General features: G+C 35.2%; 18 protein-coding genes, 1 pseudogene and 1 riboswitch. Of the genes and pseudogenes, 5 read left to right on the top strand and 14 right to left on the bottom strand.

Annotated features, from left to right (window positions below):
* Positions 1–82 precede the first annotated feature (82 nt).
* Positions 83–1,282 carry a YdcF family protein gene (locus tag IGL15_RS04965; RefSeq protein WP_104765645.1) on the top strand — a complete coding sequence of 400 codons (1,200 nt, stop codon included), beginning with the start codon at positions 83–85 and terminating at the stop codon, positions 1,280–1,282.
* Positions 1,283–1,308: 26 nt separating this feature from the next.
* Here IGL15_RS04965 and IGL15_RS04960 read toward each other — a convergent pair whose 3' ends face one another.
* The 4 genes from IGL15_RS04960 to IGL15_RS04945 form a co-directional block, all read right to left on the bottom strand.
* Entirely contained in the window at positions 1,309–2,577 is a 1,269-nt protein-coding gene (locus IGL15_RS04960; RefSeq protein ID WP_104879250.1) for a voltage-gated chloride channel family protein, read from the bottom strand.
* Between the two features lie 54 nt (positions 2,578–2,631).
* Positions 2,632–2,698, bottom strand: a riboswitch (Fluoride riboswitch).
* A 41-nt stretch (positions 2,699–2,739) separates the two neighbouring features.
* Positions 2,740–3,387, bottom strand: a complete 648-nt coding sequence (locus IGL15_RS04955; RefSeq protein ID WP_002326724.1) for a FusB/FusC family EF-G-binding protein — start codon at positions 3,385–3,387, stop codon at positions 2,740–2,742.
* 407 nt (positions 3,388–3,794) lie between these two features.
* Positions 3,795–4,298, bottom strand: a complete 504-nt coding sequence (locus IGL15_RS04950; RefSeq protein WP_002289559.1) for an HD domain-containing protein — start codon at positions 4,296–4,298, stop codon at positions 3,795–3,797.
* Positions 4,299–4,420: 122 nt separating this feature from the next.
* On the bottom strand, positions 4,421–5,185 hold the full coding sequence (locus tag IGL15_RS04945) for a TrmH family RNA methyltransferase (RefSeq protein WP_002331534.1): 765 nt from the start codon (positions 5,183–5,185) through the stop codon (positions 4,421–4,423).
* A gap of 106 nt (positions 5,186–5,291) precedes the next feature.
* Between IGL15_RS04945 and IGL15_RS04940 the strand changes: the two genes are divergently transcribed.
* Positions 5,292–5,567 carry an acylphosphatase gene (locus tag IGL15_RS04940; protein ID WP_002289551.1) on the top strand — a complete coding sequence of 92 codons (276 nt, stop codon included), beginning with the start codon at positions 5,292–5,294 and terminating at the stop codon, positions 5,565–5,567.
* Between the two features lie 438 nt (positions 5,568–6,005).
* Positions 6,006–6,956: a membrane protein insertase YidC gene (gene yidC / locus IGL15_RS04935; RefSeq protein WP_002306243.1), complete on the top strand. Its 951-nt coding sequence runs from the start codon at positions 6,006–6,008 to the stop codon at positions 6,954–6,956.
* A gap of 178 nt (positions 6,957–7,134) precedes the next feature.
* Here the strand turns inward: yidC and lacD are convergent, their stop codons facing one another.
* The 4 genes and pseudogenes from lacD to pfkB all read right to left on the bottom strand — a co-directional run bounded on the left by lacD (position 7,135) and on the right by pfkB (position 10,956).
* On the bottom strand, positions 7,135–8,109 hold the full coding sequence (lacD, locus tag IGL15_RS04930) for a tagatose-bisphosphate aldolase (protein WP_104765647.1): 975 nt from the start codon (positions 8,107–8,109) through the stop codon (positions 7,135–7,137).
* Positions 8,106–8,564 (bottom strand): annotated as a pseudogene (locus tag IGL15_RS04925) (fructose PTS transporter subunit IIA). The gene lacD and the pseudogene IGL15_RS04925 overlap by 4 nt, the downstream one beginning before the upstream one ends.
* On the bottom strand, positions 8,561–10,024 hold the full coding sequence (locus IGL15_RS04920; RefSeq protein ID WP_104765648.1) for a PTS fructose transporter subunit IIC: 1,464 nt from the start codon (positions 10,022–10,024) through the stop codon (positions 8,561–8,563). The pseudogene IGL15_RS04925 and the gene IGL15_RS04920 overlap by 4 nt, the downstream one beginning before the upstream one ends.
* Positions 10,006–10,956, bottom strand: a complete 951-nt coding sequence (gene pfkB / locus IGL15_RS04915; protein ID WP_104765649.1) for a 1-phosphofructokinase — start codon at positions 10,954–10,956, stop codon at positions 10,006–10,008. Before pfkB ends, IGL15_RS04920 begins: the two co-directional genes overlap by 19 nt.
* 142 nt (positions 10,957–11,098) lie before the next feature.
* On the opposite strand from pfkB, the gene IGL15_RS04910 reads away from it, so the two are divergent.
* Positions 11,099–11,848: a MurR/RpiR family transcriptional regulator gene (locus IGL15_RS04910; RefSeq protein WP_104765650.1), complete on the top strand. Its 750-nt coding sequence runs from the start codon at positions 11,099–11,101 to the stop codon at positions 11,846–11,848.
* 676 nt (positions 11,849–12,524) lie between these two features.
* Here IGL15_RS04910 and IGL15_RS04905 read toward each other — a convergent pair.
* Positions 12,525–12,929, bottom strand: a complete 405-nt coding sequence (locus IGL15_RS04905) for an O-antigen ligase family protein (RefSeq protein ID WP_104807696.1) — start codon at positions 12,927–12,929, stop codon at positions 12,525–12,527.
* 444 nt (positions 12,930–13,373) lie between these two features.
* Here IGL15_RS04905 and IGL15_RS04900 point away from each other — a divergent pair, with 444 nt between their 5' ends.
* Positions 13,374–14,546 carry an IS256-like element IS1542 family transposase gene (locus tag IGL15_RS04900; RefSeq protein WP_002323245.1) on the top strand — a complete coding sequence of 391 codons (1,173 nt, stop codon included), beginning with the start codon at positions 13,374–13,376 and terminating at the stop codon, positions 14,544–14,546.
* Between the two features lie 387 nt (positions 14,547–14,933).
* Here IGL15_RS04900 and IGL15_RS04895 read toward each other — a convergent pair whose 3' ends face one another.
* The 5 genes from IGL15_RS04895 to cps2T all read right to left on the bottom strand — a co-directional run bounded on the left by IGL15_RS04895 (position 14,934) and on the right by cps2T (position 20,137).
* Complete coding sequence (locus tag IGL15_RS04895; protein ID WP_050581827.1) at positions 14,934–15,941, bottom strand: glycosyltransferase; 1,008 nt, start codon at positions 15,939–15,941, stop codon at positions 14,934–14,936.
* Positions 15,901–16,893: a Stealth CR1 domain-containing protein gene (locus IGL15_RS04890; protein WP_029485900.1), complete on the bottom strand. Its 993-nt coding sequence runs from the start codon at positions 16,891–16,893 to the stop codon at positions 15,901–15,903. The genes IGL15_RS04895 and IGL15_RS04890 overlap by 41 nt, the downstream gene beginning before the upstream one ends.
* A gap of 2 nt (positions 16,894–16,895) precedes the next feature.
* Complete coding sequence (locus IGL15_RS04885) at positions 16,896–17,600, bottom strand: acyltransferase (RefSeq protein ID WP_156249151.1); 705 nt, start codon at positions 17,598–17,600, stop codon at positions 16,896–16,898.
* Between the two features lie 61 nt (positions 17,601–17,661).
* On the bottom strand, positions 17,662–18,954 hold the full coding sequence (locus tag IGL15_RS04880) for a glycosyltransferase (protein ID WP_029485898.1): 1,293 nt from the start codon (positions 18,952–18,954) through the stop codon (positions 17,662–17,664).
* A gap of 4 nt (positions 18,955–18,958) precedes the next feature.
* Positions 18,959–20,137 carry a beta 1-4 rhamnosyltransferase Cps2T gene (gene cps2T, locus IGL15_RS04875; RefSeq protein WP_104765524.1) on the bottom strand — a complete coding sequence of 393 codons (1,179 nt, stop codon included), beginning with the start codon at positions 20,135–20,137 and terminating at the stop codon, positions 18,959–18,961.
* Positions 20,138–20,151: the final 14 nt, after the last annotated feature.

Here is a 20,151-nt window from a genome sequence, read left to right as displayed (position 1 = left end):
TGTTTTTTTGCTTTTTCTAGTTTAAATAACAGCTTTTTTCATCTATTTTCGTTATACTGTATAAGAAAAAGGAGTTGAATTTATGAATCTAACCAGAGATCTGATCTTTTTAGTTCTCTATCTTATTGGGGTATTCTCTATCGTTTATTGGCGAAAACAGAAGAAGGATCCTTCCTTGTTATTTTACGGCAGTACGTGGACATTTACGGTAATCTTAACTTATTTTGTCGTGTTGGAAATTTTTTATTCGACCTTTTATTTTTTGATTCCATTGTTGTTCTTTAGTATCTTTGCTTTTTCTTATTTCACAGAAAAACGAAGGCTGCTGAATGGTCTTTTATTCAATGTTTTCCTCATCAGTTTCGGCATCTACTTGTTTGTCTTGCTGTATGAAACGCAAAATATTTTCCTTGGCGGACTGATCGCCTTGATCACGATTCCATTGCTACTTGTCCTTTTATTTGGTATTTACGGATTGATTGTTTTTCTTTTTTGGAACGGGGTCACAGTTTTACGTAGAGAATCGCATTCATTAGCTAATCTTTTAACGTTGATACTAGCCATTTTTCTTACACTGTTTCTTGTTTTTGACTTTTTCTTGTTAAAATATTTGCCGCAATGGATAAATGCTTTGTTTTTCTGCGTTCCCCTGATCTTGATCTATCTATTTATCGTATTCTACAACTTTTTGACTGTCTCATTCTTGTATCAGTTCAACCGACCTCGATACAATCAAGACTTCATCGTTGTGTTAGGCGCTGGGTTGATCAATGGAGAAACAGTTTCTCCTCTTCTAGCCAAGCGAATCAATAAGGCGATTGCTTTTTATCGGGCTCAAAGCCGTGCTACATTAAATCCGCCCATCTTATTGATGTCTGGCGGGCAAGGAGCAGACGAAAAAGTACCAGAGGCCATTGCGATGAAACAATATGCCATGGAACAAGGAATTCCTGAAAGAGACATTCTTGTCGAAACCAATTCGACAACCACTTTGGAGAACATGCTCTATTCAAAGGAAATCATGGATCAGCAAATGAAAGGGCCATACCGCGCGATCTTCAGTTCCAACAATTACCACATTTTTAGAGCCGGTCTTTATGCGCGGCAAGCCAAATTGAAAGCAAATGGTATTGGTGCAAAAACAGCTTTCTACTACTTGCCTAATGCGTTTTTAAGAGAATACATCGCCATCTTGATGATGAACAAAAAAAGGCATATGATCATTTGCGGATTGCTTTTCGCAGGCTCCGCATTCTTATCGCTGATTACTTTACTTTTCTAAAAAAACAAGGTGTGACAAAACATATGTCACACCTTGTTTTTTTCTTTCATTCTCTTAACTATTGGCAAAAAGAGTATCCCTTTTCTGACCGCTACTTGCTGAGCAGAATAAATACCGCTGTTGCCTGAACACATAAAGCTGATCAAGCAGATCATAAAGAAGTATACTGCCGCTTGTGAACCGAACAATTCGATCCCCATCACAAAGCAGGCAATCGGTGTATTTGTCGCACCAGAAAATACTCCGATAAAGCCCAATCCTGCAAGAAAAGGAACAGAAACATGGAGCAAAGGCGCTAGTGCTGCACCAAGCGTTGCACCAATTTCAAACAATGGTGTCACTTCTCCCCCTTGATATCCCGCGCCTAAAGACAAAACTGTGAAGAATAACTTCCCAATAAAATCATAGACATGTGCCTGTCCATTAAATGATTCTTGAAGTAACGGAAGACTCAATCCGAGATAACGTTGTGTTTGCAAAATCAATGCTGCTGCCACAACTACAGCCCCACCTATCGTATTTCGCCAAACAGGATGAGAAATCCATTGCGCATACCGTGCTTTTAAAAAGACGATCGAACGGCTGAATACCCAGCCAATCAAACCAAAAGCAATCCCAGCAACAAAAACTTTGAAGAACAGCAACATACTCCATTCAGGAATCACACCCATTTGGTAATGTAGATGAGAAACACCATAGCTTTCCGTCATGAAATTTGCAAACAGTGCAGCAAAGAAGCTAGGGAAGATCGCTTCTGTTCGGACTTTCCCGATTGCCAACACTTCTAATCCAAATAATGTTCCAGCTAAAGGTGTGCCAAATACAGAACTAAAACCCGCACTGATTCCACTGATAATCAAGATTTCCCGTTCTGATTTATCCAATCGGAACAAACGTGCTGTATTATCTGCTAACGCTCCCCCCATTTGAACTGCTGTTCCTTCACGGCCAACAGATCCCCCAAATAAATGGGTAGTTATGGTTCCAAACAGTGTAAGTGGAATAAGCCGCAACGGGATTTTTTCTTCTCCACCATTTCCTTGATCGATCACTAAGTTGTTTCCACGACTAGAAAGACCGCCGTGATACGCATAGAGATAAGCAAAAAGCGCACCACTAACTGGTAGTAGATAAAGGAGCCAAGGATGTGATAGTCGGATATCTGTCACAACTGTCAGGCTATTTAAGAAAAAAGCAGACAAGCTCCCCATGAATATACCGAGAATCGCTGTGATCACCAGCCACTTCAGCATGTACACTAAAATGCGTACTGGACTCGGTAATTGTTTTTCCATAAAAAATTCCTCCTCAATAAAAAAACGCCTACTAAAGAAAGGGGCTGTCCCCAGACTTTAGTAGGCGTCATTAGCTATCTTTCGTTAGCATTTAAAGGCGAACACCATCACCTATTCACTTCCATTAAAAGATAGCATATTTTTCTGTAAAAAACAATAAAATTATCGTTCTTTCTTTACACGTTCAGCAAATTCATAGAAAGGAGCCAATTTCGTTAACTGTTGATTACATTGGTCACTATCATGACAAATATAATTCCCCTTTTTCGTATACGTGCCATCAGAACCTGCTTTCGTTGTAGAAAGAAAAAGCGACACATTCGATGTTTTCTGACAGATTGCACAGATTCCCTTATTTATCGTTGGTGATAAAGTACCGCTAATCCCTTTTAATTTTTCATCTTCGTAATAGATCATGAATTTTTTCTGCGTACCTGGATCATTCCAGCCGATGTACGTATGTTCTTGCAAGTCGATTTCATTCCAAGCTGGTTGTTTGAGTTTTTTCACTTTTCGGAATAATTTCTCGATTTGTGGTTTGCTAGGCTGCATAAACGGCTGAACGATTTGCTTCAGCTCCTCCAATGCTCGTTCTGCTTGCGCTTTTGTCAGTTTTACGTCTAAAACTGTCGTTAAAAATGTATCGATTTCTGGCAGTTCGTGTTCTAATATGTCTCGAATCTTTTCAGTTGCTAGTGCCTGAACTGTTTGTACCGTTTTTGGATCATTGACAGATGAGTACGCATTTAATAACTGTTCTACTTCTCTTTTTATAAAAAAATATTGGTATGGTTTTATTGTTTGTTCCATGATTTTAAAGTCCTTTCTTCTAACCAAAGTGCATACTTTGTAGAAAAAAGTGATCTTCTGCAAAGTATGTGTTACCTGAAGATCCCGGACTCTTTTAAATAAGATACGTTTTGCATCTTATCATCACCCCCTTTAATGCTTATTCTTCTATGTACATGATTCATTCGATAAATAAAAGTAAACCGTATCTTGAACAGATAGTCAACTGCAAACAGAAAAAAGGACTGTGACAAAAGTCGTGTCAAAGTCCCTTGTTTCGAATGAATGGTGTTCAAAAGCTTGCATCTGCGGTAATAAGCCGAAACTTCACAAAAATTTGAGAAGTAATTTTCGTAAATTCCTTCTTATTTCTTGAAGCTGACCACTTCTGTCACAACCTCAATATGGTCTATTATTGGTTTTACCTGTTAAATCGAGGATTCTTTCCCAAAGTAACGTTGCCATCTCTTACGCATACTTGCAGACATGGGCTGAGCCGCTTCTTTGACTGCGCAGTATTTGTCCACGAATGTCACAATATATCCTTCTTTATACTTAGGCGGTGCGATCGTTGCACCCCACATGTGCTTCAAAATGATATCTCGCTCAAGATCCGACAAATCGGTGATTTTTTCTGCATTCTTTACAGCAATTCTTGGATGGATATACGCATGTGTCCCCTCGTCAAATTTCGTCGTACGCCAATCATAGTAGAAAAGATCATGCAAAAGTCCAGCACGCGCTGTTGCTTTAGCATTGCCACCCCATTTTTTTGCGAGCAGATAACTATAGTAAGAAACACTGATGGAATGCTCCAAACGAGTGGAATGAACATGCTGTGTGTAATTCGCTAATTTTTTCACTGCTTCTGTTTCTAAAAGATCTTGTACATAAGACATATATTCTTCGTCTTCACGCCATTTTTCTGTCATAATTATCGATCTGCCACCTTTTTGAATTTCATTTTCTTCTGAAATTGATCTAAGTATACCACCAGTGTTCGGATTATTCTAGTCGCTCTAGATAAAATAGCTAAAGCTTAATAGTTCCTTAATCATAAAGAAAAATGATAAAGAACGATCCCTGCTGCGACTCCGACATTCAATGATTCCGCATTTCCTTTCATTGGGATATATACGTTCTGATCAGTCAAAGACAAGATTTCCTGACTTACTCCCTGACCTTCGTTTCCCATGATTATAGCGAAATCCTCTGTTTTTTCTACTTTGTCTAATGCATGTGCTTCTTCATTTAATTCTGTACCGTACACCGTAAACCCTTTGCCTTTCATTACAGGGATCACTTCTGACAAATCTTTTTGTAACACAGGCAAATGATAATTGCTTCCCTGCATGCTTCGCAGCACCTTTGTACTATAAATATCTGCCGTTCCTTTACCTAATAAAACACCAGCCATACCAAACGCATCTGCCGTACGGATCATCGTTCCCACATTTCCAGGATCCTGTACATTATCTAGTAAAAGCCAGCCTCCTGAAAAATCTGGCGTATCTTCAGATGTTAACGTCATCACTGCTAAGATCCCTTGCGGTGTAGGTAGATCTGACATAGCGGTCATGACCTCATCTGAAACTAGAAAAGTAGAAATCTCTTTGTTTACAGCCAGCCAGTCTCCCCATTCTTTCATACCTCTCTGTGTCACAAAAAGTTCTTTTATTTCTGCATCAGACGACGCAGCTTCTTCGATCAGATGGAACCCTTCCAAAAGATATTCTGCCTTTTCTTCTCTGTATTTCTTTTTATGTAGTTTTTTTAATTCTTTGATTCTTGGATTTTTTGCTGATTGGATCTCTTTCACATTCCTCACCTCAACTGATTATATCATGGAATAGGTGCTTGAGCTTGTTTCATCCTAAAAAAATCGGTATCATTGATTTATAAAACAGGAAAGAAAGGTGACGAACATGCGCAAAGTTAAAATGAATGTCCAAGGACGTGTCCAGGGCGTGGGATTTCGCTATATGACCAAGATGGTTGCTGATCAGTTAGGCGTGACCGGAACGGTAAAAAACGAAGACGACGGCTCAGTCACAATCGAAGCAATCGGAAATGACGACATCATCCAAAAATTTATCGAAGAAGTCAAGAAGTCTCCGAGCCCAAGTGGACGAGTGCAGTATGTGGATGTCCAAGAAGATCCGATGATTGAGGAACGAAAGAAATTTGATGTGGTGGGATAAGGTTGTGAAAAGGTCGCTTAGTTTTGAGTATTAAGGAAAATTTTGTGAAAATGGCTTTCCACATTTTTGCATAAATTTGTCTTAATACCAAGAAACTGACTTTTGAACACCGTCGATAAGGTTGTTTTTGAGGCGCTTTGCCTCAAGTATTAAAGACAGGTAGTAAAAAAGCTGATCTATCACTTGCAGTGAGTTCATTTGACTCCTCTATTTCGGGCAGAATAAAAAAAGTTTTTAGTTTTTTAAATAAGAAAGAAACACTTGGAATCACTCTTTTCTTTCTAAGTATTTCTTTCTTGATTTTTTGTCTTTTTTCAAAATTTTTCGCTACGAAAAAGAACGAATATTTATATGAAATTTCTATGAAGTTGATTGAATTCCATGCGCTTTTTTAGTATAGTTAAGTTTGTGTAAAAATTATAGAAGAGGAAGTATTCTATGAATAAATGGAAAAACTGGTTATTGGGATCCGGACTTGTCAGTATCCTGCTCTTTTTATCTGGCTGTGTGCGGATGGATTCAAACGGAAACCCTGACACTTCAGGAATCGTTTATCGAGTACTCGTCCATCCTATGGGCCAAGCGATTACATATCTAGTTGAGAATTTCAATTGGTCTTACGGCTGGGCAGTTATTGCAATGACTGTGATCGTTCGTATCATCATCTTGCCACTAGGTATCAGTCAATCGAAAAAAACAATGATCCAATCTGAAAAAATGCAAGCGTTAAAACCACAAGTTGAAGCAGCACAGCAAAAGCTAAAAGCTGCAACAACACGTGAAGAACAAATGGCAGCACAAGCAGAAATGCAGCAAGTATATCGCGAAAATGGATTGAGTATGACCGGCGGAATCGGCTGTCTGCCTCTATTGATCCAAATGCCGATCTTCTCTGCCTTGTATTTTACAGCACGCTACACAGAAGGTATCCGTGAATCATCTTTTTACGGCATCGATCTAGGCTCACCAAGTATGGTGCTTGTGGCCATCGCAGGGGTCGCTTATCTGCTTCAAGGATATATTTCAACAATCGGTATTCCTGAAGAACAGAAAAAGACGATGCGTACGATGCTGATCGTCTCTCCTGCTATGATCGTCTTCATGTCGATCAGTGCGCCAGCCGGTGTTACACTTTACTGGGTAGTCGGTGGTGTGTTCAGCTGTCTGCAAACATTCATCACAAACGTTATGATGAAACCACGTTTGAAAGCACAAGTGGCAGAAGAGTTGAAACAAAACCCGCCAAAACAAGTCGTCACTCCAAGAAAAGACGTGACAGAATCAGCAAAGCCAGCTGACAACAAACAAGCAACAAAACAAATCAAACAACCAAAAAATAGTACAAATAACAAAGGCCGCAACGCAGGAAAGCAGCAGAAGCGGAAGTAGATAGTAAATAAGAGTGTAATAAAAATTCATTAACAGTTTTAGCAATTAAAAATATCGACCAAGATTTTTGAAAAAGAAATCTGGTCGATATTTTTATTTAAGTGAATGTTTAATTTGAATCATCGATTGATCGCTATCTAATTGCAGCAGCATCTTTTTATGAAGAAACAACTTTTTCTTATCTATCAACGTAGACAGGTGTTGCTGTTTCTTTTAATAATGTACTTAATTCCTTAATATTTTGTTTTCCTTCTTCTAACATCCAACTACTCGCTTTTTCTTCGCCTTCGGTAACAAAAGGCGCCACTCCCTTCGCCCATGTTGCTCGCCCACATAAGACACCATTGAATGTCGAACCGGATTGTTTTGCAAAACGTAATGTATCTTGAAATAGCGTAGCATTGACTCCCGCACTTAAAAAAATAAACGGCTGTTCAGTCACTTTCGATTGTTCATAGAAATACGCGGATGCCTCTGCTTGACTATAACAAGCCTCTTGCCCATATCCTTCCACAAATCTCATATTCACTGGCACTTCTACTTTCAATACATCCACTTGATAACGTTCTTTTGAAAATTCTCGCATGGCTTCAATAACTTTATGGGGTTTTACTTTTGCATAGGCAAAAGAAGACGGATCGCCAATAGTTGCATCATAAGAAAGGATTTCTAAAAAGAAAGGTATGCCTTCTGCTTCGCATTCTGAACCAATCCGTTCTATAACTATTTGTTTTTGCACATTAATCTCTGCTGGTTCATCCACGTCATAGTACAATAAAAATTTACAAGCATCCGCACCAGCTTCTTTTAACCTTTTCACCGACCAAATATTCAATAAATCAGGTAATCTTCCCGGCATTTTCGTATCATAGCCGGTTTTTTCATAAGCTAGCAGCAAGCCACATTCTTTCTCTCGAAGCGCTGCTGCAGGCAGGCCGTATTCTGGATCAAGTAAAATAGCTGAGGCATAGGGAGTCAGGTATTGAGAAACCATCTGTTTAAATTGGATGATGTCTTCTGATGTAGCTTCTTTATATTGGTTGATCATTTTCTTCAAAGCACCACGCTGGTCGATTGCTAACGCGCTAATAATTCCAGCTTCATCCGTCAATCGCTTCAAACGTTCCTGCTTTTCTATACTCATCTTCTTCATATATCTTCACCTATTTCTTTAGTTAATATTGTGGCTATTTCTGTTTTTGATTTTGCTTTTCTCAACTGTTCTGTAACCTCTTTTCGCATCAATGATCGTGCAACGAGAGACAATAATTTCAAATGAGTCGTTCCTGCTTCTGAATCTGGAATAAATAACGCAAAAATAAAATCAACTGACTGTCTATCTCAACTGTTCCATTCAATTCCTTTGTTCAGTGTGACGATAATCATACTAGGTTCGTTGATTGTTTGAGACTTCGCATGAGGGATAGCAAAACCTGACATTATTCCTGTAGTACCTTCTTTTTCTCTTTCTAGAAGTTTTTGATATACTTCTTTTTCGTCATGAGCGATTCCTAAACAGAATGTTTGCTTTGCTAAAAACTTAAATACTTCTTCTTGACTATCTAATGGCTGTTGTAAAAAAATGTTCTCTTCATGAATGATTGTCATGATAAGCCTCCTGCTCTTCCTTCTTCGATAACTGTACGATTTGCTGCTTTATTATCCATCTTCTTGTCTTCATCAGTTACTCTTTTCTTTTGGATCAAACCTAGTATCACTCCACCAACGATCGAACCAATAAGAATCGCTGTAACCCATTGGATTTTTCCCGTCACTACAGGTAACACTAAAAAACCACCATGTGGTGCTGGAACTTGGACGCCAAACAAATAAGTTAAGACAGCAGCAATTGATGAGCCTAACATCATCGTGGGTAACACTCGGATCGGGTCTTTCGCAGCAAACGGAATAGCTCCTTCCGTAATATGAGTTGATCCTAAAATAAAATTAACCAAACCTGCATTACGATCATTGGTATCAAAATATTTACCAAACAATAAAGTAGCAAAACCAGTAATCAACGGTGGTGCAATACAAGCTGCTGACACACCAGCCATAAAAGTCGTGTTTCCTTGTGCCAAAAGAGCTGTTCCTGTTACATATGCCGCCTTATTAACCGGTCCTCCCATATCAAACGCACACATACAGCCAACAATCACGCCAAGAACAAGTGGATTCGAATGTTCAAATCCAGCTAAAAAGCTCATCATTCCTTCATTTATAGCCTTCATTGGACCTGCCAGTAAAGACATCACGATGCCAATAAATGCTACACCAATAACTGGATATAAGAAGATTGCCTTCAAGCCATCTAGTTGTTTAGGTAAAATTGTCAGTAGCTTTTGCAAAAATAAGATAAAATAACCTGCTAAGAACCCAGCTAAAATACCTCCTAAAAATCCAGTACCGCCATTCATGGCCACGATTCCACCAACAAATCCAACGACTAACCCTGGACGTTTCGCGATCCCTTCTGCAATATAAGCTGCTAAAACTGGAACCATCATTCCCATTGCTGCATCGCCAACTGCTTTTACCATTGCCGCTGTAGCATTGTATTGTGCATGATCTGGATCAAAAGAATAGATTCCCCAAACGGCAAATGAAATAGCAATCAATACTCCGCCAGCTACCACGAAAGGCAACATATGAGAGACACCGTTCATCAAATTTTTATAGATGCTACGACCAAAATTAGCACCACTCATCGCTTCTGGTTCTAAAGTATCAGCAGCTTCATTATCTGCTAAGACAGTACCTTTTCCTGCCAATGCTTCGTCAATCAGCCGTTGTGCATCCTTGATTCCTGTACTGACAGAAACATCAATGACTCGTTTTCCCGCAAATCTTTCTGAATGGACATCTTTGTCTGCGGCAATAATGACAGCATCTGCCTGTTTGATTTCTTCAGCCGTTAATTCATTTTCGATCCCAATTTGTCCATGGGTCTCTACTTTGATCGTGATGCCTTTTTTCCTAGCTGCTTGTTCTAATGCCTCTTGCGCCATGTAGGTATGCGCAATTCCTGTCGGACAACCGGTTGCTGCAATTAGTTGATATTTTCCCATCTTTCGAACCTCTCTTCCCTGATTTTGATTTGTTTACTTAATTCCTCCACATCTAAAAAATCTGTTAATCCTTTGCGAAAAGCGGTTGAGCTGCCTGCTGCTATGCTTTTACGTAACGTTTCATCAAGCGGTCGTCGATTCATGTATCCTGCTAAAAAAGCGCCTAACATGGTATCACCTGCACATGCTGTATTGACAACTTTTCCTTTTGGCGAGTTTCCTCGAAACACCCTGTCTTTCGTAAAAAGAATTGCTCCTTTCTCACCGAGGGATAACAAAACATTTTCTGCACCTAACTCTACTAGTCGTTGTCCATAAACAAAGTAATCTTCATCTGTAACCATTTTTCGTCCGAACCAAGAAGAAAGTTCTTCCTCGTTTGGTTTCAGCAAAAACGGTCGATAGGGTAAACAATCCATGACTTCTTGATCACTACTATCAATAATCAAATGAATCCCCTTTTCCTGACAAATCCGACTGATTTCTATTAAAACCTTTGGAGACAGCCCTCTTGGTAAACTCCCAGAAATACAAAGATAATCTTCTGCTTGTAATACTCTTATTTGATTTAAAAAATTATGGACAGCTGTCTGCGGTATTTCAGGTCCTTGATTCACTAATTTGTATTCTTCTCCCGTTTGATTGACTTGTGTAAATACATTGATACGCGTCATACCAGGCACTTCAATAAAATCTGTTTGGATTTGTTTCTGCTGTAAATAGTCTTCTATATACTTTCCTGTGAACCCAGCAGAAAAACCCAATGCCGTACTTGGGAAATCTAGCATCTTTAATACTAGTGACACATTCACTCCTTTTCCGTTTGCCTGAATGTCATCCTCTTTTGTGCGATTTACCATAAAAGGATGCATCTCCTCTGTTTCAATAAATAGATCAATTGCCAAATTCATCGTGCATGTGTAGATAGACATAACCAATGACCTCCTTGACTCTATTATGAAATACGCGAAAGAGAAAATGTTTTCTTAATCGTTTCAACACAAAGAAAACCTTTACATTCATAAACTCGTCGTGCTATTTTTTAACTAACTTTTGGTGAAAGAAGGAAAGAATATGGATCACAAATTAAGTGAAACAGAACAGTACCTCTGGAACTTTATCGAACACCATATCCTAGAGATCCCTAACTACTCCATCGTGAAACTAAGTGAACAAGCAAATGTCTCAACAGCCACCATTGTGCGGACAATGAAAAAGAAAGGCTATGAAGGGTTTACTTCGTTTAAGCATCATCTAAAAGAAGGAGAAAACAAGAACATCAATTTTTCTTTCTTAGATAAAGTAGACAAAGGTATCCGCCGAGCCATTCTAAAAAATGAACAAGAAGTGGTACGTACGATCAATATGTTGGAAATCGGAAACATTGAGGATGCGATACAAAGAATCAAATTTGCTGACCGGGTTTTTGTCTTTGCCCGAGGATTTTCAGAAATGATTGGCCAAGAAATGATGGTAAAACTTCAATTAACGGGAAAAAATTGTCAAATGCATACTGATCCAGAAATTATCAAAAGCATCAGTCAGAAACTGACTAAGAAAGACAGCGTTATTTTTGTTTCTTTGAACGGCGAGACAAAAGAACTCGTCACCGCCGCAAAGAATTGCTATGATGCAGAGATTGGTTCGATTCTAGTTACAGCCAATCATTCCTCTACACTGAAAGACTATTGCGAGATCAATCTCGTAGGTTTCAAATCAGAAGGTTCTTATTTCCCTGATTATGAAGTACGGTCACGTTTGCCTCTCCAGATCATCGCGAGAATTCTGCTCGATGCCTATGTATTGCGTATGGGGGAGAATTGAGGATATTTGATTTGCGATTGATAACAATTGCTAGAAAAACTGTAAAAAATGCTTTACGTATCTCGCTACTATAATTTATTAGTTTCATTTCCCATTTTAGATAAAAGCTATCGTGTACTTTAGCATGGCTAAAAATAAATAAGCAAAAAAATAATAAAAAATCTGGAACAGAAGCTTGTGCTTTCTGTTCCAGATTAGGGTTGATGAAAATTCACATTTTTCAATTCTTATAAGCTATTTAAATCACTTTCTTATTGAACAAAGTTCTAATTATCAACTTACTTGTAAAAACTATTTTTTCCTTAATAAATCAAGGAACGGATTTGCCTTAAATAGAGTAGTAATGGTTAAATAAATAGGCAAAGCGATAGCAAACTGTATCAAATTAGACAAAATACTACTTGATAAATTACTTGTTAAATAACGTGTTACTATGAAGATAAGTATTGCCAAAACCTATTCCTTAAATTTGCTTATCTTTATTTTTTTGTAATAAGCAAGATAAAACATTACTAAATAGTAAATAATAATGTTTATAGTATATATCTGATTTGGATTAAATTGGATACGATTAAGTTCTCAAAAAATAAAGATAATGCTAATAATTTGTAATTTTTCTCAAGATATGAATTTTTCAAAATTGTCACTAATATGCCTATATTAAAAACAATAGCTACTACAAATACGAATAGACCATTTCTACAAGATAATTTAACATTTGTGAATGTATCGGTATATCTACAATGCCAAAATTATTATATAAATAACTACGCCACTGACCTGAACCAATACCGCTTAGAAGATGATGTTTTGCTCCCAAACTGATAGCATTATTAAACTGAATCATCCTACTGTTTTCTGTATTTCCTCTATTTAAAAAGAACACTTGATATATTTTATCAAACAATAAAAATAATGCTAGAAAACTTATACCGACAAAGGAAATAGTTAATAAACTTTTTTTAAAAAATTGACTTCTAGTAGAACTTTTATTGAAGGTATAAATTAGTATTAGTGAGGGAACTATACCTAATAATGCAATACGTGTTTGAGTTAATAATATAAAGAGAAAAGTAAGCATCGTTGCAGATAAAGAAAGTAAATCCTTTTTTGTAAAGATTAAATAAAGCAATAATAAATAGTAATGCGCCTAAATTGCCTGCTGAGTTATTCGAACCCGCAATACCAACGGCCCGATTACTATCTACAATACCTTCTGTATAAAGAATAGATTCTGAAAAACTACCGATTAATAAAGTTTTTTTAGTTAGCATTTGTAGAATACCCAATATTCCATTTAGAATCGCTAACCAATTAAAAGCACGAAAAAAACTTTCTATATAAAAATTTTTGATTGATTTACATAAAAGAAAACATAGATAAATGGAAACATAGTTTAGGATAACCCTTAAGAACATTGGAAAAGATAAAGTCCATATAATTGTGTAAAAGATAAAAGGCCATGTAACAGCCCTTTTACGGTACAATGTTTTTAACCACAAAAACATACCCAGGAGGACGTTACATGACCCAAGTACATTTTACACTGAACAACGAAGAGGTTCAAAGTATTATTGAACATTCGGTAAAAGATGATGTTTCTAAAAATATTTTAACCACTGTTTTCAACCAATTGATGGAAAATCAACGAACAGAATATATTCAAGCCGATGACTATGAACGTTCAGAAAGTCGTCAGAGTCAAAGAAATGGCTATTATGAGCGAGACTTTACGACTCGTGTGGGTACACTCGAATTAAAAGTGCCTAGAACACGTGATGGTGAATTTTCACCGACGGTGTTTGAGCGTTATCAGCGAAATGAAAAGGCACTGCTCGCTTCAATGCTTGAGATGTATGTTTCGGGCGTTTCGACACGTAAAGTTTCAAAGATTGTTGAAGAGCTATGTGGAAAATCTGTATCGAAATCTTTTGTTTCTAGCCTGACTGAGCAGTTAGACCCGATGGTCAACGAATGGCAGAACCGTTCACTCTCAGGTACGAATTATCCTTATCTGATGACTGATGTTCTCTACATAAAAGTCCGTGAGGACCATCGAGTGCTTTCTAAAAGCTGCCATATTGCGATCGGGATAACAGAAGGTGGCGACCGTGAAATCATTGGCTTCATGATTCAAAATGAAGAAAGTGATGACACATGGTCCATCTTCTTTGAATACTTAAAAGAACGCGGCCTAAAGGGGACAGAACTCATCATTTCTGATGCCCATAAAGGCCTAGTGTCTGCGATTCGTAAGTCATTTACCAACGCAAGTTGGCAGAGATGCCAGGTCCATTTTTTAAGAAACATCTTCAGTTCCATTCCAAAAAAGAATTCAAAACCGTTTAGAGAAGCAGTAAAAGCGATCTTTAAGTTTACGGATATTGAACTCGCTCGAACAGCTAAGAATGCCTTAGTCGGTGAATATATCGACCAGCCTAAATATACAAAAGCCTGCGAAATATTGGATAATGGCTTCGAAGATGCCTTTCAATACACGGTTATCGGAAATAGTCATAATCGGCTAAAAAGCACCAACCTTCTTGAACGACTGAACCAGGAAGTCCGCAGAAGAGAAAAGATTATTCGGATTTTTCCCAACCGAACGTCTGCCAATCGATTAATTGGAGCTGTCCTTATGGACCTTCATGACGAATGGCTCAGTTCTACAAGAAAATATATTAAGTTTGATCAATGAGAGACCGGTAAAACATTGTATAGTATTTTACACAGGATTATGGACTTGACTTTGGAAAATTATCTATTGATATATTATCAGAAAAAATACTATAGATTATATTTATAAGTAATGTTATAAAATATAGATATTCCCAACTTAATCTAAAAGTTTTTTTATTAAGAAAATATAGTGCCGCTGAAAATATTATTATTGTTGCTACATTTACATATAATTTTAAATATTCTCCTACAATTCTATATTCAAGTGAATTTATACTGATATTAAATGCAATGTACAGTAATAAAGGAATTATTTGAATTACTTTGTCTTTATCTTTAATAATTAAATTTTTATACAAAATAAAAACAACTAAAAAAAGACTACAGCCAATACTATTCTCATCTTCTATATTCCTCGTTTATATAAAATTTTTACTTTAAGAATCAACAACAAATCACCTAGATACGATTTTATAGAAGGGTAATATTTTAAATTTACTATATTACCCAACCATAAGCTAATCTTTTTTCCTTTAAGATAATCTAGTCTTATTTCGCTGTTATTTATATAGTTATTTATATTTAATTTTATAGATGCTTTATCATTCTTCAGCCTATTTTTTATATTAAAAACTAATTTATAGTACTCTAGATAGAGTTCGATACCTTTTATTCGTAAATCGATGTTATCGATTCGTTTATTTTTTACATTTAAAGCCACATTTTCTCCAGTATAGCGTCTCAATGTATACACATCACTAGTGGTATAAAGTCCCCCTAACATACATGACAAAAAGCATATATACCAATCATGTGTAGGAAGAGTCTTTACTTCAAAATTTAATTGATTCACTTTTTTACAGATTGGTATACGTTTAAACGCTAACGCCATACCAGGATAATTAACTTTTTTTATAAACTTTTCAATAGATAATAATTCTTTCTTTTTTGTATAGTCTTGAGCGTTACGTTTTATAATTACACCATTACTATCAATAATTTCAGTATTACTATGCAGTGCGATGCATCGAGGATTTGCTTTAAAAAAATTAATAGTATCGTTGATTTTATTTTCTTTCCATATATCATCTTGATCACAGAAAAAAACTATATCCCCCGTAGAATAATCTAACGCCTCTAAAAAGTTAGCAATATACCCTACATTTTTATCTCTATATACTTTTTTTACTTTAACATTTTTCTTTTCAAACATAATAGAATATTTGTCTAATATTTTCGTAGTTCCATCTGTGGAACAATCATCGGAAAATATTATCTCATCTGGCAGCCTATGTTGTTGTAATATGGAGTTTATTTGTTCTACTATGAAAGATTCTCCGTTGTAAGTTCCAAGTATTATAGTAGTATGAAATTTATCGTTCAAATCGGCTTTTATCATTATATTTTTTTTCAAACTCCCTCAAAATCATTTTTTTTGCTTTTTCATAATCAGTTAAACTGTCATTGTCATTTAGACAGATAACCTTGTGTTTGCTAGACTTCAATTCTTCAACTATATCTACAGGATTCTGAGTGATGTTATAATATGCACCAAAACTTGAACTACGAGGATAAAATTTTCCTTCACAAATTTGCCAATATCTAATCAACCAATGACTTATATCCTCTTTAGTTCTAAAACGATTTTTTAATGTGTTAGAAATACGATCATTTTCTAATTTATACACTTTTTCAAAAATACTTTTTTTATAAGAAATTGGAATATGATTATCATAAAAACCAAGAATATGGTTCCATGGTAAAGTACAAACATTTTTCACAAAGTGTTTCTTATACTTTAAATTAAAAAATTTAAAGAAGTTATTTTTTAAAAGTTTACTTTTACTAAAATTCCTATTTATTATCTCCACATTATTTAAAACTATGGAATCAATAGTTTTCTCCAATGGGATAACAGGACTAAAGACCCCTATATCTTTAGGAAATCCCTTTTTAAAAAAATCGCTTGGATAAACAGTTTTATTCAGAAACATATCATCATTAAAACTGACAAAATGTTCAGATAAACCAGGTAATTTACTAAAATTTAACTCAATGACATTTGAGTTAAATGTGGGTAAATAGTTCTCATCAATGAAATCACTATGCTTGATTACCTTTAGCTTTTCATAAGATAAATCTAACCATTCTGGAAGATGACCTTCTGTTACAAAGTAAATCCGGTTCACCCATGGGGCATTTTTTTCTACAGAACGAAACCAATATTTTAGAAATCCCCAATCTCTATACCTTGAAGCATCGTTTAGTTTCATATTATATTCTAGTGCGTAATTATCTTTACTTTTTTTCCAAAGTGCATCACTCTCATCTACCCAAGTTATGACAAAATCAATTTTTTCTTTCACAATTATTCCTCAGTTCGTCGTTTTATTATTCTACCTGGATTTCCAACAATTACACAATTATCAGGATAAACACTATTTAATAATGTATTAGCTCCTATGATACAGCCATTCCCTATTTTAGCACCATCTAAAAAAACTGCTCCTGATCCAATCCAAACATTATTACCAACAACGATACCTTTTCTGTTAACACCTTGGAGACGGATTGGAGTATTTAGATCCTGATAATTATGATTTTCTGAGTGAAACCGAACATTCTGTCCAGAAATTACATCTTCTCCAATATTTATCCCACCAGCAGCACCAAAATAAGTATTTTCAGCAAAACTTGAATTAGTTCCAATAGAAATTCCTTTTCCTAAGTCAGCTAAACTACCAGAGCAATTAATCTCACTCCCTCTTCCAATTTTAACTCTATCACCTAAGAATATACCTTTTTTTGATAACGCATTAATAAAAACACTGTCTTCGATTCTAACATTATCCCCACAGTTCAATTTATTTTTACAATAAATCTTTACTCTAGATCCTATAAATAATTTAGTGCCTTTTACAATTCCAATCCCTCTAATTTTTCCTCTCAACAGTCCAATCAAAAATCGAGATCCAAAATGAATAACATAAATTAGTGGGACATTTTTAGATAAAATAAATTCTTTTTTTCCAGTAATTTTTTTTATTACCTTTTCTATAAGACTGATTATCAAAATATTTACCACCTTAAACAATTATATACTATTAATAAAAATATGAATTTTACACAGAGTTTTATACTTTATAAAAATTAAGAACATGTGAAGCATGTTTATTTAGTAACAAATTTTCACTTAAATTATTTTTTATATCATAAAAGGAAGGATCATTCATCTTTCTTTTCAACTCAACCACATCTTTAAAAATGAAATAGTCATTAAATAAGTCTTTACTTCCCACGTTTTCACTGACAAAAACATATTTATGATAACTTAATGCCTCAATAGTAACTAATCCATAAGTTTCTTTCCACAAACTTGGAACAATTAATATATCTATGTTTTCATATACATCTTCAATGTTATTTAAGTTATATTTACCATGCTGACTAACTCCGGAAATAACTCTTTTAGGTTGATATCCATAAGTATGAAATTCAAAAAACTCACTTTCATCAAATATTTCCTTTAATTTTAGAAATTCAAAAAAACCTTTGTAGCTTTCATCAGGTCCGATATAAGCCACTTTTTTTATTTTTTTATGCAGATCCATTTTATAAGTTTTATCCCTCTTTTTAATACTACTATTTGTAATAGGAATAACGGAAAAACTCGAAACTATTGAACCAAGGTTAAATAAGAAAATATCTTTAGTCAAATTACTATTAAAGTGGAATTGATTAATATGACTAAAAATATCTTCGTAGTATTCTTTTAAATTAATCCATGCTATAGATTCACTAGAATTTCTGATTTCCTCTGTTACATGCTCTTCACTAATTTTTCTAATTTTTAATTTTTTCATGATTTTTTTTAATATATAATAGTACTTTAACTGAAATAATCTTAATTTTTTCACTGATAAAGCATTAGTTGAAGCAAGTTTCCAATTCGCAATACTATTATCCTTATCATAACTCTTGCCATTAATAAAAAAATTAGGTTCTGGTGCTAGTCCAAAATAGTCATGTGTTGTGTAACATATTTTGATACCTAGCTCCTTAGCTGCAACAAAAAATTCTTTATGAATTCCCATGAGCGTATGGACATGTATAATGTCTAATCTTAATTTTTTTAAAAAGTCTTTATATATTTTTTTAGAAACTGATTTGAAAAATTCCTCTGGATCACTGATTCCTCCATAAAGAGGTAATGGTAAACTGTTAATTAACTCATAAACAATAATGCCAGTATCCAATTTTTTTTCATATCGTATATGCGTTTTCTTTAAAGGACTATATCTTCCAGGGTATAAAGAATAAATCTGATTCCCTTGCCTTTGTTCTTCTTCCATTAGATCAAGTGAATATTTTACCAATCCCCCTGAACGATTGGGAGGATATCCCAAGCAATAATGTAGTATTCTCATCTCATCAACCCTTTAACAAAATATTCTCATAATCATGTATTATTTTTTCCCATGTGAATTTATTCGAAATTACTTCTCTTGGGTCACTTTCAATATTTGCTAAAGCTAATTCACCAGTTTCTAATTTATTTATCAACTCGTGGAGCGTTTTTTTTCTCCAATAAAATGCACTGTTTTCTCCTACTTCTCTATTAAAGCCAACATCTAGAAGTAAGTTTATTTCTGTTGAGGCAAGAGCTTCTAAAAGTGAGGGGTTTGTTCCACCAACCTCATGTCCGTGAAGATAAGCAAAGGCATTTTCTCGTATATATTTTAATAAATCTTGGTCGTAAACAGTTCCTACAAACTTGATACGCGGATCCCGATCAAATCCAGTCTCACGGGATAATTTTTCGTAAAATTTATTTTTTTCGACATTAGTAACAAGTACAAAGTCTTTTTTTGTATTAGACTTCATAAACTCGCGAATCATTACTTCATAATTATTCTCAGGAACAAATCGTCCGACAACTAAGAAATAGTTACCCTCACTTACTTTTTTCTCATTAAACCAACTTTGCACTATTTCATTATTTTTAGAAAAACTAGTTTTTTTCATATCTGTGCCATATGCAATATAAGTTGTTTTCGGTTTATATTTTTTATACGTTTCTCGAATGTACTTCTCTATATTTTTACTATCACAAATTAGAAGGTCTGCATTTTTAACCATTAATCTTTCAGAGAATTTCCAATATTTTCTTACAGGGTAACTCCATTTTGCTCTTAACCACTCGTGTCCATCAGGGTTAACAAAAAGTTTACCATTAATCTTATCTATCCTTTTTTTTAGATGTCCGATAAACGGTCCGATACGACAAGCCAAAACATAAAAAATAGGAACAATATCTCTATTTTTTTCTGCCTTTTCAATAGATGTTTCTAAAGCTTTTAAATCATAATAAATAGCTCTTGCTGGACCAATGTTTGGCACATCTATGTTAAAACATTCAGCTCCATTATAAATAAATTCTTTTTCTTTAATATCCGACTTTAAAGAGTTTTCAGTCATACAAGCAATATGGTACTGAATCGTTTTGTCAGTTTGTCTTTTAGTAAGGTTTTCTACAAATGATTCAAACCCACCATATTTTGCAGGAATCCCCTTTGATCCTATTATATATACATGTTTAGTTTTTTCCAACTTCTATTCCCCTT

The organism is Enterococcus sp. DIV0436a (assembly GCF_051711605.1).
Classification (GTDB): Bacteria; Bacillota; Bacilli; order Lactobacillales; family Enterococcaceae; genus Enterococcus_B; species Enterococcus_B faecium.
This window is presented reverse-complemented; position numbering and strand designations above follow the sequence as displayed.

Bases quoted from the DNA above. Each gene is read 5' to 3' on its own strand.
- IGL15_RS04920 (WP_104765648.1), bottom strand. From the start codon at position 10,024: ATGGGAAAATATCAACTAATTGCAGCAACCGGTTGTCCGACAGGAATT.
- yidC (WP_002306243.1), top strand. From the start codon at position 6,006: ATGAATAAATGGAAAAACTGGTTATTGGGATCCGGACTTGTCAGTATC.
- IGL15_RS04910 (WP_104765650.1), top strand. From the start codon at position 11,099: ATGGATCACAAATTAAGTGAAACAGAACAGTACCTCTGGAACTTTATC.
- lacD (WP_104765647.1), bottom strand. From the start codon at position 8,109: ATGAAGAAGATGAGTATAGAAAAGCAGGAACGTTTGAAGCGATTGACG.
- IGL15_RS04965 (WP_104765645.1), top strand. From the start codon at position 83: ATGAATCTAACCAGAGATCTGATCTTTTTAGTTCTCTATCTTATTGGG.
- IGL15_RS04900 (WP_002323245.1), top strand. From the start codon at position 13,374: ATGACCCAAGTACATTTTACACTGAACAACGAAGAGGTTCAAAGTATT.
- IGL15_RS04880 (WP_029485898.1), bottom strand. From the start codon at position 18,954: ATGAGAATACTACATTATTGCTTGGGATATCCTCCCAATCGTTCAGGG.
- IGL15_RS04960 (WP_104879250.1), bottom strand. From the start codon at position 2,577: ATGGAAAAACAATTACCGAGTCCAGTACGCATTTTAGTGTACATGCTG.
- pfkB (WP_104765649.1), bottom strand. From the start codon at position 10,956: ATGTCTATCTACACATGCACGATGAATTTGGCAATTGATCTATTTATT.
- IGL15_RS04955 (WP_002326724.1), bottom strand. From the start codon at position 3,387: ATGGAACAAACAATAAAACCATACCAATATTTTTTTATAAAAAGAGAA.
- IGL15_RS04905 (WP_104807696.1), bottom strand. From the start codon at position 12,929: ATGCTTACTTTTCTCTTTATATTATTAACTCAAACACGTATTGCATTA.
- IGL15_RS04950 (WP_002289559.1), bottom strand. From the start codon at position 4,298: ATGACAGAAAAATGGCGTGAAGACGAAGAATATATGTCTTATGTACAA.
- IGL15_RS04940 (WP_002289551.1), top strand. From the start codon at position 5,292: ATGCGCAAAGTTAAAATGAATGTCCAAGGACGTGTCCAGGGCGTGGGA.